The organism is Variovorax davisae (assembly GCF_030316845.1).
Lineage (GTDB): Bacteria > Pseudomonadota > Gammaproteobacteria > Burkholderiales > Burkholderiaceae_C > Variovorax > Variovorax davisae.
Genome location: NZ_JASZYS010000007.1, coordinates 103,140 through 118,074 on the forward strand (window position 1 = coordinate 103,140; position 14,935 = coordinate 118,074).

Here is a 14,935-nt window from a genome sequence, read left to right on the forward strand (position 1 = left end):
CCATGAAGATACTTATTTCGAACGACGACGGTTTCCAGGCGCCCGGCCTCGTCGCCCTGCACGACGCGTTGAAGGACATCGCCGAGGTCGAGGTCGTGGCCCCCGAGCACAACAACAGCGCCAAGTCGAATGCCCTGACCTTGGCCGCGCCGCTGTACGTGCACAAGGCGCACAACGGCTTCCGCTACGTCACCGGCACGCCGGCCGATTGCGTGCACATCGCGCTCAAGGGGCTGCTCGACTACCGGCCCGACCTGGTGGTGTCCGGCATCAACAACGGCGCCAACATGGGCGACGACACCATCTATTCGGGCACCGTCGGGGCCGCGATGGAGGCCTATCTGTTCGGCATTCCGGCGATCGCCTTCTCGCAGATCGAGAAGGGCTGGGCGCACGTGGATGCCGCGGCGCAGGTGGCACGCCGCCTGGTCCTGCAGATCGAGCGCGAGAAGCTGATCGGAGGCAACCCGTTCCTGCTCAACGTGAACGTGCCGAACCTGCCCTTCGACCAATTGAAGCCGGTCAAGGTCTGCCGACTGGGCCGCCGCCATGCGGCAGAAAAGGTCATCACGCAGGACAGCCCGCGGGGCGAGACCATGTACTGGATCGCCGGTGCCGGCAGTGCCAAGGACAGCGGCGAAGGCACCGATTTCCATGCCACAGCGGCCGGCCACGTGGCCCTCACGCCACTGCAGATCGACCTCACCGACCACGCGAATCTCGGGGACTGGAACGAGACCATGGCGCGTGTCGCGCGCAGCGCGGCGGGAGGCTGACCTTGGCAAGTCAACGGCCAGGATTTCCCGTACGCCTGACGCCTTTGGCCTCCGCGGCAACGCGTGGACGCCTGCCTTCGGTGCCGGTGAAGCCGCTCGTTCCGACGACGCCCTCGATGGCTTCCGGTGCGGTGCGCGCGCGCATGGTCCAGCGGCTCGCGGCCCAGGGCATCGCAGACGCCCGCGTGCTGCGCGCCATGGGCACTGTCGAGCGCCATTTGTTCGTCGACAGTGCGCTGGTCAACCAGGCCTACGAAGACACGAGCCTGCCGATCGGCTTGGGCCAGACGATCTCGAAGCCGAACGTGGTGGCGCGCATGATCGAACTGCTGCTGGGCGCCCCCGCGCTGGCCCACAAGCCCGGCGAGCGGCTGGGACGCGTGCTCGAGATCGGCACCGGCTGCGGCTACCAGGCGGCGGTGCTGAGCCATGTCGCGGCCGAGGTCTACAGCATCGAGCGGCTGCGCGGCCTGCACGAGAGGGCGCGGGTCAACCTGCGCCCGTTCCGGCTGGCGACGGTCCACCTGATGCTGGGCGATGGCATGGTGGGCTATGCGAAAGGCGCGCCCTATGCCGGCATCATCGCCGCCGCGGGCGGCGAGGCGGTGCCCGAGGCCTGGGTCACGCAGCTGGCGGTCGGCGGCCGGATCGTCGCGCCGACCCAGTCCGCGAGCGGCGGCCAGGCGCTGGTCGTCATCGATAAAACCGCCCGCGGCCTCGAGCGCCGCATTCTTGAGGCGGTCCACTTTGTCCCCCTAAAATCGGGAATTGCTTGAAGGGAAAGAACAATGCAGGGTATTGGCAATCGGAGCTGGCTCGCCGGCGTGATGCTGGTGGGTGCGCTCGTGATTGCGGGGTGTGCCGCACCGCGCGGTCCGGTGCCGGTCGAAGACCGCGGCACCATGTCGCAGGCGCCGGGCGCGGCCCCCGGCTCGGGCGTTGCGGGCGGGCCCCCGATCACCACCGATGCCTCCGGCAAGCCGCTGCCGGGCATCGAGAACTACGGCAAGCCCGGCTACTACGCGGTGCGCCCGGGTGACACCATCCGCCGCATCGGCATCGAGACCGGCCAGACCTGGCAGAACATCGCGCGCTGGAACAACCTCGACAATCCCGACCTGATCGAAGTCGGCCAGGTGTTGCGCGTGATCCCGCCGACCGGCGCGACGGCCTCGGCCACCGATGCCACCACGCGGCCGGTGACCCAGCCGATCGTCGCTCCCGCCAGCGCTGCGGCTGCCGCGGCCGCGGCCGCAGCGTCGTCGCCCCCGGGTGCCACGACCGCCGCCCCGGCCGCCAGTGCGGCCGCCAAGCCGCCGGCGCCCGTCACGGCATCGCCGACCCCGCCGGCCGCGGCCTCGGGCGACGAGGACGTGGGCTGGATCTGGCCCGCGCAGGGCTCCCTGATCGCCGGCTTCGACGAAGCCAAGAACAAGGGCCTCGACATCAGCGGCAAGGCGGGCGACTCGGTGCTGGCCGCGGCGGACGGCCGCGTCGTCTATGCCGGCGCGGGCTTGCGCGGCTACGGCAACCTGATCATCCTCAAGCACAACAACACCTACCTCACGGCGTATGCGCACAACCGCACCCTGCTGGTCAAGGAAGACCAGTCGGTGCAGAAGGGCCAGAAGATTGCCGAGATGGGCAACAGCGACGCCGATCGCGTGAAGCTGCACTTCGAGATCCGCCGCCAGGGCAAGCCGGTCGATCCGGCCCGCTATCTGCCGGTGCGCTGATGCCATGGCCGCCGCTCGCCCTCATCGCACCGCGGACGTGCGGCGAGTGGCGGGCAACGGCGGCGCTCCTACCCTCGCGCGAATCGCCCAATCCGACCTGGACGACAGGGCCGGCGAGTCGCTGCCGGGCGAACTGGTCGGCAGCGACTCGCTGACGCTCTACCTGCGCGAGATCCGGCGTACCGAGCTGTTCACGCCCGACGAGGAATACCGCACCGCCTGCGCCGCGCGCAGCGGCGACTTCGCGGCGCGACAGTCGATGATCGAGCACAACCTGCGCCTGGTGGTCAATATCGCCAAGGGCTACCTCGGCCGCGGCGTGCCGATGGCCGACCTGATCGAGGAGGGCAACCTCGGGCTGATGCACGCGATCAACAAGTTCGAGCCCGAGCGGGGCTTCCGGTTTTCCACCTACGCGACCTGGTGGATCCGGCAATCGATCGAGCGCGCCGCCATGATGCAGGCGCGCGCCATCCGCTTGCCGGTGCACGTGGTGCGCGAACTGCACCAGGTCATGCGGGCGCGCCGCACGCTCGAGGGCGATGCCGAGTTCCTGGCCCGCCGGCCCGATGGCGTGCGGGTCGAGGACCTGGCCTCCTTGCTCGGGCGCGAGGTGCAGGAGGTCGCCGACCTGCTGGCGCTGGCGGAGGCGCCGCGGTCGCTCGATGCCGGCAGCGAACGCGGCGACGACAGCTTCACGCTGGCCGACACCGTGGCATCGGACGACGAGGGCGGCGACCCCACGGGCGTGACGCAGACGCACGAGGTCGAGCAGCTTCTCGATCGCTGGATCCTGGCGCTGAGCGAGCGCGAGCGCGAAGTGCTCGAAGGCCGCTTCGGGCTGCATGACCGCGATCCCGAGACGCTCGAGGTGCTCAGCCTGCGGCTGGGCCTGACGCGCGAGCGCGTGCGGCAGATCCAGAACGAGGCGCTGGCCAAGATGCGCCGGCAGCTGGCGCGCGCCGGCGTGCAGCGCGATGCCCTCCTGTAGGGGCGGGTGCCGAGCGGCCGCCGCCGCCCTGAGACAATCCGGGGATGACGGAAGCTACAGACAAAAAGGAAGCGCCCCCGGCGCACGATGAATGGCTGCGGGTCGAGTCGCTCGATCTCGACGCCCAGGGCGTGGCGCACAAAGCCGACGGCATGGTGGTCTTCATCGAGGGCGCCTTGCCGTTCGAGGAGGTACGCCTCAACGTGCACCGCAAGAAGAACAACTGGGCCCAGGGCACGGTCACCGCGATCCGCCGCGAGTCTTCGCAGCGCGTGCGCCCCGGCTGCCCGCATTTCGGCCTGCACCCGGGCGCCTGCGGCGGCTGCAAGATGCAGCACCTCGATGCGGCAGCCCAGGTGGCCGTCAAGCAGCGTTCGCTCGAGGACAACCTCTGGCATCTCGGCAAGGTGCGGCCCGAGAACGTGTTGCGGCCGCTCGAGGGGCCGGCCTGGCACTACCGCTACCGGGCCCGCCTGTCGGTGCGCCACGTGGTCAAGAAGGGCACCGTGCTGATCGGCTTCCACGAACGCAAGAGCCGCTATCTGGCCGACATGCAGGTGTGCCCCGTGCTGCCGGCGCAGGTCAGCGCCATGCTGATGCCATTGCGCGCGCTGATCGGCTCGATGGATGCGCGCGAGACCTGTCCGCAGATCGAGCTGGCCTGCGGTGATTCGCCGGGCGGGACCGGCCTCGGCGTGATCGCCCTGGTGCTGCGGCACCTGGAGCCGCTGTCGGAGGCCGACGTGGCCCGCCTCAAGGACTTCGCCGCCCGCAACGAGGGCGTGCAGTGGTGGCTCCAGTCGAAGGGGCCCGAGACGGTGAAGCTGTTGGAGGAGGGCGGACCGGCCCTGGCCTACGCGCTGCCCGAGTTCGGTGTCACGATGCCGTTCAAGCCGACCGATTTCACCCAGGTCAATCCGCACATCAACCGGGTGCTGGTCGGGCGGGCGCTGCGCCTGCTCGACGTCGGGCCCGACGAACGCGTGATCGACTGGTTCTGCGGCCTCGGCAACTTCACGCTGCCGCTGGCGAGCCGGGCGCGCGAGGTGCTCGGCATCGAGGGCAGCGACACGCTGGTGGGGCGCGCCGGCGCCAACTACGAGCGCAACCGCGCCGCCGTGCCCGGCCGCCGCGCGCTGTCGCCGACGACCTTCGTCGCCCGCAACCTGTTCGAAATGACGCCGGCGATGCTGGTGGCCGACGGTGCAGCCGACAAATGGCTGGTCGATCCGCCGCGCGAGGGCGCCTTCGCGCTGGCCAAGGCGCTCGCCGACCTGCACCAGCAGGTCGAACTGCACGACGGCGGCTGGGCGCCGCCGAAGCGCATCGTCTACGTCAGCTGCAACCCCTCGACCCTGGCCCGCGATGCCGGCCTGCTGGTGCACCAGGCGGGCTACCGCTGCACCCATGCGGGCGTGGTCAACATGTTCCCGCACACGGCGCACGTCGAGTCCATCGCGGTCTTCGAGCGGGCATGAAAAAAGGGCCCCGGGGGCCCTTTTCTCGATCGCTGCGGAAGGCGCTCAGTCGCGTTCGCCGCCGAAGATGCCGAGCAGGGCCAGCAGGCTCTGGAACACGTTGAAGAGGTCGAGGTACAGCGCCAGCGTGGCACTGATGTAGTTGGTCTCGCCGCCGTCGATGATCTGCTTCAGGTCGTACAGCATGTAGGCCGAGAAGATGCCGATGGCCGCGACCGAGATGGTCAGCATGCCGGCGCTCGAGCCGACGAAGATGTTGATGATGGCGCCGAACATCAGCACCAGAGCGCCGACGAACAGCCACTTGCCCATGCCGGACAGGTCGCGCTTGATCACGGTGGCGAGCGAGGCCATGACGAAGAAGACACCGGCGGTGCCGCCGAAGGCCGTCATGATGAGCTCGGAGCCGTTCCTGAAGCCCAGCACCATCGCGATCAGGCGCGACAGCATCAGCCCCATGAAGAAAGTGAAGCCGAGCAGCACCGGCACGCCGGCGGCCGAGTTCTTGGTTTTCTCGATCGCGAACATGAAGCCGAAGGCGCCGCCCAGGAAGACCATCAGGCCCAGGCCGCCGGTCAGCGAGCGGGTGATGCCGGTGGCGACGCCCAGCCAGGCCCCCAGCACGGTGGGCAGCAGGCTCAGGGCCAGCAGCCAGTAGGTGTTGCGCAGGACGCGCTGGCGCTCCGCCTGCGGCAGCGTCTGGCCGTAGCCGACGGAGGTGTCGAGGGTGTTGAGGCGGTCGTTCATTGCTGAAGCTCCTGGGTTGGCTGCAACGCTGCAGGTTGGCGCATTCTAGGGGCCTGCAAGGCCGGGCCCGCAGAAAAACCCCGACATCGAACATTCCTGTCGTCGCCGGGTTCGGCCCCCATCCTGAACGCTATGCTTGGGAGTTGCTCAACTTTCCTGCAAGACCATGAAGACCAAATCCTTTCTCGAACTGTCCGACGTCAAGGCGATCGCCGCTGCCGCCGAGGCCGAGGCGCTCAAGAACAACTGGGCCGTGACCATCGCGATCGCCGACGACGGCGGCAACCTGCTGTGGCTGCAGCGGCTCGACGGTGCCGCGGCCCTGTCGTCCCACATCGCGCCCGCCAAGGCCCATACGGCGGCCATGGGGCGGCGCGAGAGCAAGACCTACGAAGACATGATCAACGGCGGCCGGACCTCGTTCCTGACCGCGCCGGGCGTGCAGGGGCTGCTCGAAGGCGGCGTGCCGATCATCAAGGACGGGCAGGTCATCGGCGCCGTCGGCGTCAGCGGCGTGAAGTCGAACGAGGATGCGCAAATCGCCAAGGCCGGCATCGCCGCGCTGGGCCTCTGAACGGTTCGCTCCAACAAGAACGCCGTCCTTCTGGACGGCGTTTTTCATGGGTTCAACGTGAAAAAAAGCTTGGCTAGTCGGCGAACCGTTGGCTAGCAAAAAACGACCCTTCGGAGATGAATCTCCTGGAGTCGCCCCACGATGAAACTTGCGCGAGGGGCGTGGCCGATCCTATTTGGTCAGGATCAGCTTGCCGAGTTTGGTGGCCTGCAGGCGATACAGCGAGCCATTGTGAAGGATTCCGACGGCCTTGCCGCCCTTGAGCAGCTCCGCGCTCTCGAACAGGGCGGCAGGGCGGGCCGCTTCGGCGGCAGCACGGCCGCCGCCTGCGTGATCCAGCGAGGGATGGTTCAGCACGGTGAAGGCGTTGGGCGTTGCGGACATTGAATGACTCCTGTGTCGAAGCGGTTGGTTAATGATAACCATTCTCAATTGAAAGTCAATCGCGGCGATCGGTTTTTTTGACTTGCACGCCGCGCTGGCCGCGCTTATTTCGGATCGGGCTCGGTGATGAAGCCGATCTTGCGCACGCCGGCTTCCCGGGCCGCCGACATCGCCTGCGCCACCCGCTCGTAGCGCACCGCCTTGTCGCCGCGGATGTGCAGCTCGGGCTGCGGGTCCTTGGCGGCCTCGGCAGCCAGCCGGCCGACCAGTTCGCCGTCTTCGATCTTCTGTTCGTTCCAGTAGTAGCTGCCGTCGGCCGCCACGGTGAACAGGATGTTCTGCGGCTTGGTCTGCTCGGGCTCGCTGCTGGCGCGCGGCAGATCGATGTTCACGGCGTGCTTCATCACGGGCACCGTGATGATGAAGATGATCAGCAGCACCAGCATGACGTCGACCAGCGGCGTCATGTTGATCTCGTTCATCACCTCGTCGGGTTCGTCCTGTGTTCCGAAAGCCATGGCGCTCAGACCTTCTTGAGGGGCACGACCGTGGCTTCGCCGCCGCTCTGGACCCGGGCGCCGGTCACGAAGTAGGCGTGCAGGTCGTGCGCGAAGCTGTTGAGCTTGGTCAGCACGAACTTGTTGCCGCGCACCAGTGCGTTGTAGCCGAGCACCGCGGGAATCGCGACCGCCAGGCCGAGGGCCGTCATGATGAGCGCCTCGCCGATCGGGCCGGCCACCTTGTCGATGGTTGCCTGGCCGGCCGAGCCGATGCTCATCAGCGCGTGGTAGATGCCCCAGACGGTGCCGAACAGGCCGATGAAGGGCGCCGTGGAGCCAACGGATGCAAGGATCGCCAGGCCGGTCTGGAGGCGGGCCGTGAACTCGTCGATGCCATTGCGCAGCGCGCGGGTGATCCAGTCGCTGACGTCGAGCGCGTCATGCAGGTGGGCCTTGGTGTTGCGATGGTGGGCGGCGGCTTCGCGGCCTTCGAGCGCCAGCGCCCGGAAGGGGTTGCTGTCGTCCTTGCCGAGCTTGGCAAGCGCGGTGGCGAAGTCTTCGCTGTGCCAGAAGTCCTGCGAGTGCTTCGCCAGGCGCTTGTAGCGCACGACGTCGATCGCCTTGATCAGGATCACGATCCAGGATGCGAGCGACATGCCGATCAGCAGCAGCGCGACAGCCTTGGTGACGAAGTCGCCTTGCTGCCAGACATTCATCAGGCCAAAGTGGGAATCCATACGAAACTACTCCAAGAAAATTAGTTGAGAACCCAGTTGATCGGCACGTTGAACTCCATTGGTTCGACGACCCCATTGCGTTTGCCCGGCACGTAGCGCCAGCTCATTACGGCGTTGCGCGCCGCCTCGTCCAGACGTTCGTAGCCGCTCGACTGCCGGACGCTGGCCTGCTTGGGAAGCCCGTCGACCCCGATCAGCACCCGCACGATCGTCTTGCCCTGCTCGCCGAGGCGCTTGCTCATGGCGGGATAGACCGGCTTGGGGTTCTGCAGGTAGTCGGCGTTGCTGGACGGCAGCTGCACCGAGGGCGGCGCGGGTGGCGCCGGCGGCGGCGCCGGCGGTTCCGGCGGTGCGGGAGGGGCGATCGGGGCCGGCGGCGGCGGTGGTTCGATGCTGCCGGTCGGCGCATTCGGCGCCGGCGTGGGCTTGGGCTCGCGGATCGCCTGCGGACGCGGCGGGGGCGGCGCCTTGGTGACCTGGGGCTTGGGGGCGGGCGGTGGCGGCGGCGGCGGGGGCAGTTCCTTCGGCTTCGGCGGCTCGATGAACTCGCTCAGGATCTCGACCGGGATCACCACCTCGGCGGCGCGGCGCAGCAAGCCGCTTTGCAGGGCCCAGAGCGCTGCGACGTGGAACAGCACCACGCTGCCGGCGATGACGGCGTTGCGCGACAGGCCAAGGGCGGAGGGAGGCGGGGAAAAGCGGTCAGACACGATCAACCATTCGAATACGGGGGGCGCAAAGAGCGCCCCGGTGCAGCAGAACCGCTACGCTGAAGAGTTACTTGCGAAGAATCCACCAGACCGAGCTGGCGACCAGGATCAGGCTGCCGCAGAGAGCCGCGAAGAGTTCCATGCGTTGCTTTCCTTGATGGAATTGGCAAGCTGGATCGCCTGGGGGCCGGTGTCGCGGTGAAGCGCGGCGACCGGGTGCGAGGCGCTGCACTGCGCGACCACGTCGCGCGCGCAACCTTCGCACTGGCCGCATTGGGTGGCCACGCCGAGTTCGAACTGCACTTCGTCGAACGTCATCCCGGCGCGTGCATGGCGCGCGATTTCACGGTCGGAAACTCGGCGGCAGACGCAGACGATCATGGCGGTGAAGGCGGCTTTTAGCTGGCTGGTTTGAAGAAGACTCGATTATAAATACGAATTCTTCGCATTTGCAATAACTATCGCGGCCGCAGGGTCGGGAAATTTCAGGACCCGACCTACACCTCGGACCACATCCGGAGCAGGTTGTGATATTGGCCGGTGAGCGCCACCGATTCCTCGCACTCGCCCAGCCGGCCGCGCAGCTTCTGGATCACTTGGTCGAGCTCGAACAGCATCGCGCGCTGGCGCTCGTCGCGCACCATGCTCTGCAGCCAGAAGAACGAACACACGCGGGCGCCCCGGGTCACGGGGTGGACCCGGTGCAGGCTGCTGGACGGGTAGAGGATCAGGTCGCCGGCGGGCAGCTTGACCTCGTGCGTGCCGTAGGTGTCGACCACTTCCAGTTCGCCGCCCTCGTAGTCCTCGGGATCGCACAGGAAGAGGGTGCAGGACAGGTCGGTGCGCAACTGCTCGCCGGTGCCCGGCACGGCGCGCACCGAGCCGTCGACGTGCAAGCCGTAGTGCTCGCCGCCTTCGTAGCGATTGAACAGCGGTGGCACGAAGCGCACCGGCAGGGCGGCGGCGAAGAACAGCGGGTTGCGCGACAGCGCCGCCAGGATCACCCGGCCCAGTTCGCGACCGACCGGCGACTGCTCCGGCAGCTGCCGGTTGCGCTTGACCTGCGCCCCCTGGTCGCCGACGGTCTCGCGGCCATCGACCCAGTCGGTGGCGTCCAGGGTGGCTCGAATCTTGTGCACCTGTTCGGCGCTCAGCACATCGGGCACATGCAGCATCATCTTCAGCATTCCTCAATGAAAAAGCCCCGGCAGGGCCGGGGCTCGAGTGTCGCACCGCGAAGATGCGGGCGGCTTGATCGACGTCAGAACGCGAAATTGGCGGTCAGGCGGGCCGAACGCGGAATGCCCGGCGTGTAGCGGTAGCCGCTCTTGTTGATCGCTGCCACGTAGTCCTTGTCGAACAGGTTGTAGACGTTCAGCTGGAGCTCGACGTTCTTGTTGACGCGATAGGACGCCATCGCATCGAACACCCAGTAGGCGTCGGTGTAGGTCGGGGTGCCGATCGCGCCGTCGGTGCCGCGGTTGAGCTTGCCGTTGTAGCGTGCGCCGCCGCCCAGGGTCACGCCGAACGGAAGCTGGTAGCTGGTCCACAGCGTGAAGGCGTTCTTGGGCGTGTAGGCCAACACGTCGCTGCCGTCGGCGGTCACGGCCGGTCCGCTCACGATCGAGGTGTCCATGGTCGTGAAGCCGGCGCTGACGCCCCAGTTGTCGGTGATCGCGCCGGCTGCGCCGAGCTCGATGCCCTGCACGCGCTTCTTGCCGGTCTGGTAGTACAGCAGCGTGGTCGGGTCCTGCACGACCTCGTTCTTGACCTCGGTGCGGTAGAGCGCGGCGGTCAGCGACAGGTGCTTGTTCAGCACGTCCCACTTGGTGCCGACCTCGTAGGTGCTGGCTTCCTGCGGCTCGAAGTCGATGCGCGAGGCGCTGCTGCCCGTGCCGCCGGCCGCCAGGGCGAAGTTGGCGCCGCCTGGGGGCTGGGCGGAGGTGCCGTAGGCGGCGTAGATGCTGCCGTTCTCGGCCGGCTTGTAGACCACGCCGATCTTGCCGCTCCACAGGTCGCCCGAGGTCGACAGGTCGGTCGGCGTGATCGTGCGCGCCGGCAAGGTCAGCGCGGTCGCGCTGTAGTCGGTCGTGTAGTGGTCATAGCGCAGGCCGCCGGTGATCTGCCACTGCTCGTTGATCTTCATCGTGTCGAAGGCGTACAGGCTGGCCGTGTCGGTCTTGCCGAACGAGCCCGTGCCGTTCGAGATGCGGTTGTAGCCGGTGACGTTCGGATCCGGGTTGTAGAGGTTGGCGACCGGCCAGGAGCCCGCCGGCGCGAAGGTCGTGTTGATCGATGCGAAACCCGGGGCGTAGAAGTTGCCGGCCGTCTGCTCTTCGCGCGACAGTTCCAGGCCGAAGTTCGCCGTGTGGCTGAAGCTGCCGGTCTTGAACTTCGACGACAGGCTGGTCTGGTTCAGGAAGATCGTGTTTTCCTGGTCCCGGTTGGTCGGCCCGTTGCGCGTGACGGTCCAGGTGAGCGGATTGCTCGCGACCGGCGTGTTGATGAAGCCCGCGGTCAGCGCGGGGACCGTGCCGCGGTAGGTGTTGGTGGTGCCGACGCGGGTCGCCGTGAGGCCGCCGAGCATGAACGAGGTCAGCATGTAGTCCTGCTCGGTCTTGCCGTAGCGCGTGACGTTGCGGATCGTCATGTCGGGCGTGATGTCGTGTTCGACCCGGGCGGTGAACATGTCGGCCGTGACGTCGTTGAAGTCGGACGTGGTGCCGTAGAAGTTCTTCGAATCGACGCGCTGCGCGTAGTTCAGGAAGGTGCGGCGCAGGATCGGCGAGTTGATCAGCAGCGCGTCCGGCGTGCTGTAGCCGGGCAGGCCGATGGTCGGCACGCCGCCGTCTGGCACGTTGTCCTGCTTCACGTGGAGGTAGTCGAGGTACACGCGCGTCGGCGTGTTGAGGCCGAAGGCGATCGAGGGCGCGATACCCCAGCGCTTGTTCTTGACCTCGTCGCGGCCGGCCACGCCGCCGTCTTCGGCGACGGCGTTCAGGCGGAAGGCGGTGGCCGAGCCGTCGGCGCCGCTGATGACGCGGTTCCAGTCGAGGGTGCCGCGGCCGAAGTCCGCGCTGCCGTAGGTGAGGGAGCCGGAGAAGCTGTTTTCGAGCTTGGGCTTCTTGGTGATCAGGTTGATGTAGCCGGTCGGCGAGGTGCGGCCCACGTCGGTGCCCGACGGACCCTTGACCACTTCGACCTGTTCGATGTTGAACATGTCGCGCGAGATCGCGCCGAGGTCGCGCACGCCGTCGACGAAGATGCTGCCCGAGGCATCGAAGCCGCGCATGAAGATCGAGTCGCCGGTGTTGGTGCTGCCGTTCTCGCCCAGGAAGAACGCGCCCGCGCCTGGCGTGTTGCGCAGCGCCTCGGTCAGGGTGGTGGCGCCTTGCTCGCGCATCAGCGCTTCAGGGATGACCTGGATGACCTGCGGGGTGTCGACCAGCGGTGCCGTGAACTTGGGGTTGGCCGAGTTCTCGACCCGGAAGTCGTCCGCCGTGCTGTCCTCGACGCGCACTTCCTTCAGCGTGTTGGTGGAAGTCTGCGCAATGGCAGGCACTGCCAGCGCGATCAGCGTGGCGGCGGCAGCGGCACTGCCGAAGGGAGGGAGCGCGCGCGCGACGGCATGCTTGCGGCTCTTGATGTAGGCCATGAGATTCTCCGAGAGGAATGAAAACCGGGAACTCGACTGGCGGGTCCCGCGCGGCCTCTGCGACGGGGCGGCGGGATTGGCTGGGTGAGTTGATTCGCGGAAGCGCGAAGTGACGAAATGATAATGAATCTCAATACGACTGTTAACAGAGCGTTCATATTGAGAGAAATTTCGGAGGTGCCCGGGGCCCTTTCGTTGCTTGTGAGCAACGATGCGATGTCAGTAAATGTCGCGCCGGTAGCGGCCGGCGGCCGTGAGATCGCGCAGGGGCGCGTCGCCGGCGATCTGGCGCAGCGCGGCATCGACGCCCGAGGCCATGCCTTGGAGGCTGCCGCAGACATAGATCGCGGCACCGCGTGCGATCCAGGCGCGCACCTCCTCATGTCGCTGGAGCAGCCGGTGCTGCACATAGAGCCGTTCGGCCTGGTCGCGCGAGAACACCATGTCGAGCCGTTGCAGCACGCCGGCTTGCTGCCAGGCCTCGATCTCCGCGCGGCAAAGGAAATCGTGCTGCGCGTTGCGCTCGCCGAAGACCAGCCAGTTGTCGTGCCGGCCCTGCGCTGCGCGGGCGCGCAGGTGGCCGCGCAGGCCGGCCAGCCCGGTGCCGTTGCCGATCAGCAGCAGCGGGCGCTGGAGGTTCTCGCCCAGCCGGAAATTGCGGTGCGCACGCAGCTGCAGCTGGACCGTGTCGCCCAGGCGAAGCGTCGAGGTCAGCAGGCCGGAGGCGGCACCGAGCCGGCCGTCGGGGTGCTGCTCCTGGCGCACCAGCAGCTCGAGCGCCCCGTCGGCGGGGATCGAGGCGATCGAATAGTCGCGCGGCCGCCCGGGATCGCTGGCGAGGACAAGGCGCGCGATGTCGCCGGATTCCCAGCCGGCGGCTGGTGCGGCCATCGGGGCGAAGGCCAGGCGGTACACCGGTGCGCCCGCACTGCCGTCGTTGAGGTGCGTGCGCGACGCCAATCGCAAAGGCACGGCGACCGGCTCCGGCGCTTCCGAGGCGCCCGCCGCTTCGCCGGCCGGCGCGCCGCCGCCGCACTGCGCCTGCCAGGCGGCCAGGGTGGCGGGCTCGGCGTTGTCGACCTCGATGCGCTCGAAGCTGCGGGTCGCGCCGGCCGCGTGCAGCCATTCGTCGAGCAGGCGGCCGAAGCGGCAGAAGTTGGCGTACTGGCGGTCGCCCAGCGCGAGCACCGCGTAGCGCAGCGAAGACAGCTCGGCCTTCGCGCCCATCACGTGCTCGGCGAACACGCTGGCGCCGTCGGGTGCATCGCCTTCGCCATAGGTGCTGGCGATGAAGAGTGCTTTCGGCGCCTGGCGCAGCAGGTCGACATCGACCTCGTTGAGCGGCATCACGCGGGCCGGTGTCCCGGCCGCATGCAGCCAGCCGCCGGTCTGCCATGCCAGGGCCTCGGCCTGGCCGGTCTGGCTGGCATAGAGCACCAGGGTGGCGGCGCCGGCCCCGCCGCCGGCCAGGGCACTGGCCCTGCGCTGGCTGGCGTCGCGTTGCCGGCGCTGCCGCCAGTAGATGGCGGCGCACAGCGCGGCATAGGCGAGCACGGTGAAGCAGGCGGCCAGCGCCCGCAGGGTCGGCTCGGTCATGCGGCGTCGACGGTCGGGGTGAGCGAGGCAGCCGGCCAGGCGGGGCTGGAGAAGGCGCGCGGGCCGGCGTCGGCGCGGCACACGAACAGCGCCGCCACGCCGTGCCTGCGGGCAAAGGCCAGGCCGTCGTCGGGGCCCAGCACGGTCAGCACGGTGGCCAGCGCGTCGGCCTCCATGCAGGCGGGATGCAGCACCGTGACCGAGGCCAGCGCATGCTGGACCGGCTCGCCGGTGCGCGGATCGAGGGTGTGCGACCAGCGTCGTCCCTGGTGTTCGCGGACATGCCAGCGGTCCCCCGAGGTCGCGATCGCCATGCCGTCGAGCGGCACCCGGTGCGTGTGGCCGGGCAGCGCCTCGACCAGGACCTGCCACGGATCGCCGCCGGGACGACGACCGGCCGCGCGCAGTTCGCCGCCGACTTCGATCAGGAAATCGGCGAGCCCGAGTGCCTGCAGCGCGGCCGCGACCTGGTCGACCGCAAAGCCCTTGGCGACGCCCGACAGGTCGAGCGCCGCGCCGCCCGGCTGGATGGCGGTGCGGGTGTCGGGGTCCAGCGCCAGGCGCTGCCAGCGCACCCGTTCAAGCGCTTGCACGATCGCAGCGGGCGAGGGCGGCGCGTCGTGCGATGTGTCGGCGTCGGCACCGAAGCCCCAGAGCGCGACCAGCGGGCCGATGCTCGGATCGATCGCCCCGTCGCTGGCGGCGGCCCATTGGAGGGCGCAGGCCAGCACCTTGGCGAATTCGGGTTCGAGCACGTGCCGGCTGCCGGCTGCGGCATGGTTGAAGCGGCGGATGTCCGAGTCGGCTTCCCATGTGCTCATCTGCGCGACCACGCGATCGAGCGCGGCCTGGGCGGCGGCGCGCACCTCTTCGAGCGCGACCATGCGCGGGTTGTCGAGGCGCAGCGACCAGGTCGTGCCCATGGTGCGGCCGGCCAGCGCCTGCAGGCGGGCCGGGTCGGCACGGCGCGGCCGGGGCGCGTTGGCGTAGCCGCCCGCGGCCCAGGTCGCGAAGGACGCCGGCGCGGGCGCCGGAACTTTCGCGGTCGAAC

The 14,935-nt window shown here is 68.5% G+C and carries 16 protein-coding genes; 6 read left to right on the forward strand and 10 right to left on the reverse strand.

The window, feature by feature from the left end:
• The first annotated feature begins 2 nt into the window (after window positions 1-2).
• From surE to rlmD, 5 genes are read left to right on the forward strand one after another with little or no spacing between them, the layout of a single operon-like run.
• Window positions 3-776: a 5'/3'-nucleotidase SurE gene (gene surE / locus QTI33_RS17450; RefSeq protein WP_286507416.1), complete on the forward strand. Its 774-nt coding sequence runs from the start codon at window positions 3-5 to the stop codon at window positions 774-776.
• Window positions 777-778: 2 nt separating this feature from the next.
• Window positions 779-1,552 carry a protein-L-isoaspartate(D-aspartate) O-methyltransferase gene (locus QTI33_RS17455; protein WP_286507418.1) on the forward strand — a complete coding sequence of 258 codons (774 nt, stop codon included), beginning with the start codon at window positions 779-781 and terminating at the stop codon, window positions 1,550-1,552.
• Between the two features lie 12 nt (window positions 1,553-1,564).
• A complete protein-coding gene (locus tag QTI33_RS17460) occupies window positions 1,565-2,512 on the forward strand; it encodes a peptidoglycan DD-metalloendopeptidase family protein (protein ID WP_286507419.1) in 948 nt (315 codons plus the stop codon).
• Window positions 2,513-2,516: 4 nt separating this feature from the next.
• Window positions 2,517-3,503 carry a sigma-70 family RNA polymerase sigma factor gene (locus QTI33_RS17465; RefSeq protein ID WP_286507420.1) on the forward strand — a complete coding sequence of 329 codons (987 nt, stop codon included), beginning with the start codon at window positions 2,517-2,519 and terminating at the stop codon, window positions 3,501-3,503.
• A 44-nt stretch (window positions 3,504-3,547) separates the two neighbouring features.
• Entirely contained in the window at window positions 3,548-4,981 is a 1,434-nt protein-coding gene (gene rlmD / locus QTI33_RS17470; RefSeq protein WP_286507421.1) for a 23S rRNA (uracil(1939)-C(5))-methyltransferase RlmD, read from the forward strand.
• A 45-nt stretch (window positions 4,982-5,026) separates the two neighbouring features.
• Here the strand turns inward: rlmD and QTI33_RS17475 are convergent, their stop codons facing one another.
• The gene (locus QTI33_RS17475; protein ID WP_286507422.1) at window positions 5,027-5,728 is read right to left on the reverse strand and encodes a Bax inhibitor-1/YccA family protein; all 702 of its coding nucleotides are present in this window, start codon (window positions 5,726-5,728) and stop codon (window positions 5,027-5,029) included.
• Between the two features lie 166 nt (window positions 5,729-5,894).
• On the opposite strand from QTI33_RS17475, the gene QTI33_RS17480 reads away from it, so the two are divergent.
• Entirely contained in the window at window positions 5,895-6,302 is a 408-nt protein-coding gene (locus QTI33_RS17480; RefSeq protein WP_286507423.1) for a GlcG/HbpS family heme-binding protein, read from the forward strand.
• Between the two features lie 171 nt (window positions 6,303-6,473).
• On the opposite strand, the gene hemP is transcribed toward QTI33_RS17480, so the two are convergent.
• The 9 genes from hemP to QTI33_RS17525 all read right to left on the reverse strand — a co-directional run bounded on the left by hemP (window position 6,474) and on the right by QTI33_RS17525 (window position 14,807).
• The gene (hemP, locus tag QTI33_RS17485) at window positions 6,474-6,686 is read right to left on the reverse strand and encodes a hemin uptake protein HemP (RefSeq protein WP_286507426.1); all 213 of its coding nucleotides are present in this window, start codon (window positions 6,684-6,686) and stop codon (window positions 6,474-6,476) included.
• A gap of 104 nt (window positions 6,687-6,790) precedes the next feature.
• Window positions 6,791-7,204, reverse strand: a complete 414-nt coding sequence (locus tag QTI33_RS17490; protein WP_286507427.1) for an ExbD/TolR family protein — start codon at window positions 7,202-7,204, stop codon at window positions 6,791-6,793.
• A gap of 5 nt (window positions 7,205-7,209) precedes the next feature.
• Entirely contained in the window at window positions 7,210-7,923 is a 714-nt protein-coding gene (locus QTI33_RS17495) for a MotA/TolQ/ExbB proton channel family protein (RefSeq protein WP_286507428.1), read from the reverse strand.
• Window positions 7,924-7,943: 20 nt separating this feature from the next.
• Window positions 7,944-8,636, reverse strand: coding sequence for an energy transducer TonB (locus tag QTI33_RS17500; protein ID WP_444814858.1), 693 nt, complete (start codon window positions 8,634-8,636; stop codon window positions 7,944-7,946).
• 105 nt (window positions 8,637-8,741) lie between these two features.
• On the reverse strand, window positions 8,742-9,014 hold the full coding sequence (locus QTI33_RS17505) for a (2Fe-2S)-binding protein (protein WP_286507431.1): 273 nt from the start codon (window positions 9,012-9,014) through the stop codon (window positions 8,742-8,744).
• Window positions 9,015-9,130: 116 nt separating this feature from the next.
• The gene (locus QTI33_RS17510) at window positions 9,131-9,811 is read right to left on the reverse strand and encodes a Fe2+-dependent dioxygenase (protein WP_286507739.1); all 681 of its coding nucleotides are present in this window, start codon (window positions 9,809-9,811) and stop codon (window positions 9,131-9,133) included.
• A gap of 83 nt (window positions 9,812-9,894) precedes the next feature.
• Window positions 9,895-12,288 (reverse strand): catecholate siderophore receptor Fiu, encoded by a 2,394-nt coding sequence (locus QTI33_RS17515; protein WP_286507432.1) that lies wholly within the window; start codon window positions 12,286-12,288, stop codon window positions 9,895-9,897.
• Between the two features lie 219 nt (window positions 12,289-12,507).
• Complete coding sequence (locus QTI33_RS17520) at window positions 12,508-13,884, reverse strand: sulfite reductase subunit alpha (protein ID WP_286507433.1); 1,377 nt, start codon at window positions 13,882-13,884, stop codon at window positions 12,508-12,510.
• Window positions 13,881-14,807: an FAD:protein FMN transferase gene (locus QTI33_RS17525; protein WP_286507434.1), complete on the reverse strand. Its 927-nt coding sequence runs from the start codon at window positions 14,805-14,807 to the stop codon at window positions 13,881-13,883. The genes QTI33_RS17520 and QTI33_RS17525 overlap by 4 nt, the downstream gene beginning before the upstream one ends.
• Between the last annotated feature and the right edge of the window lie 128 nt (window positions 14,808-14,935).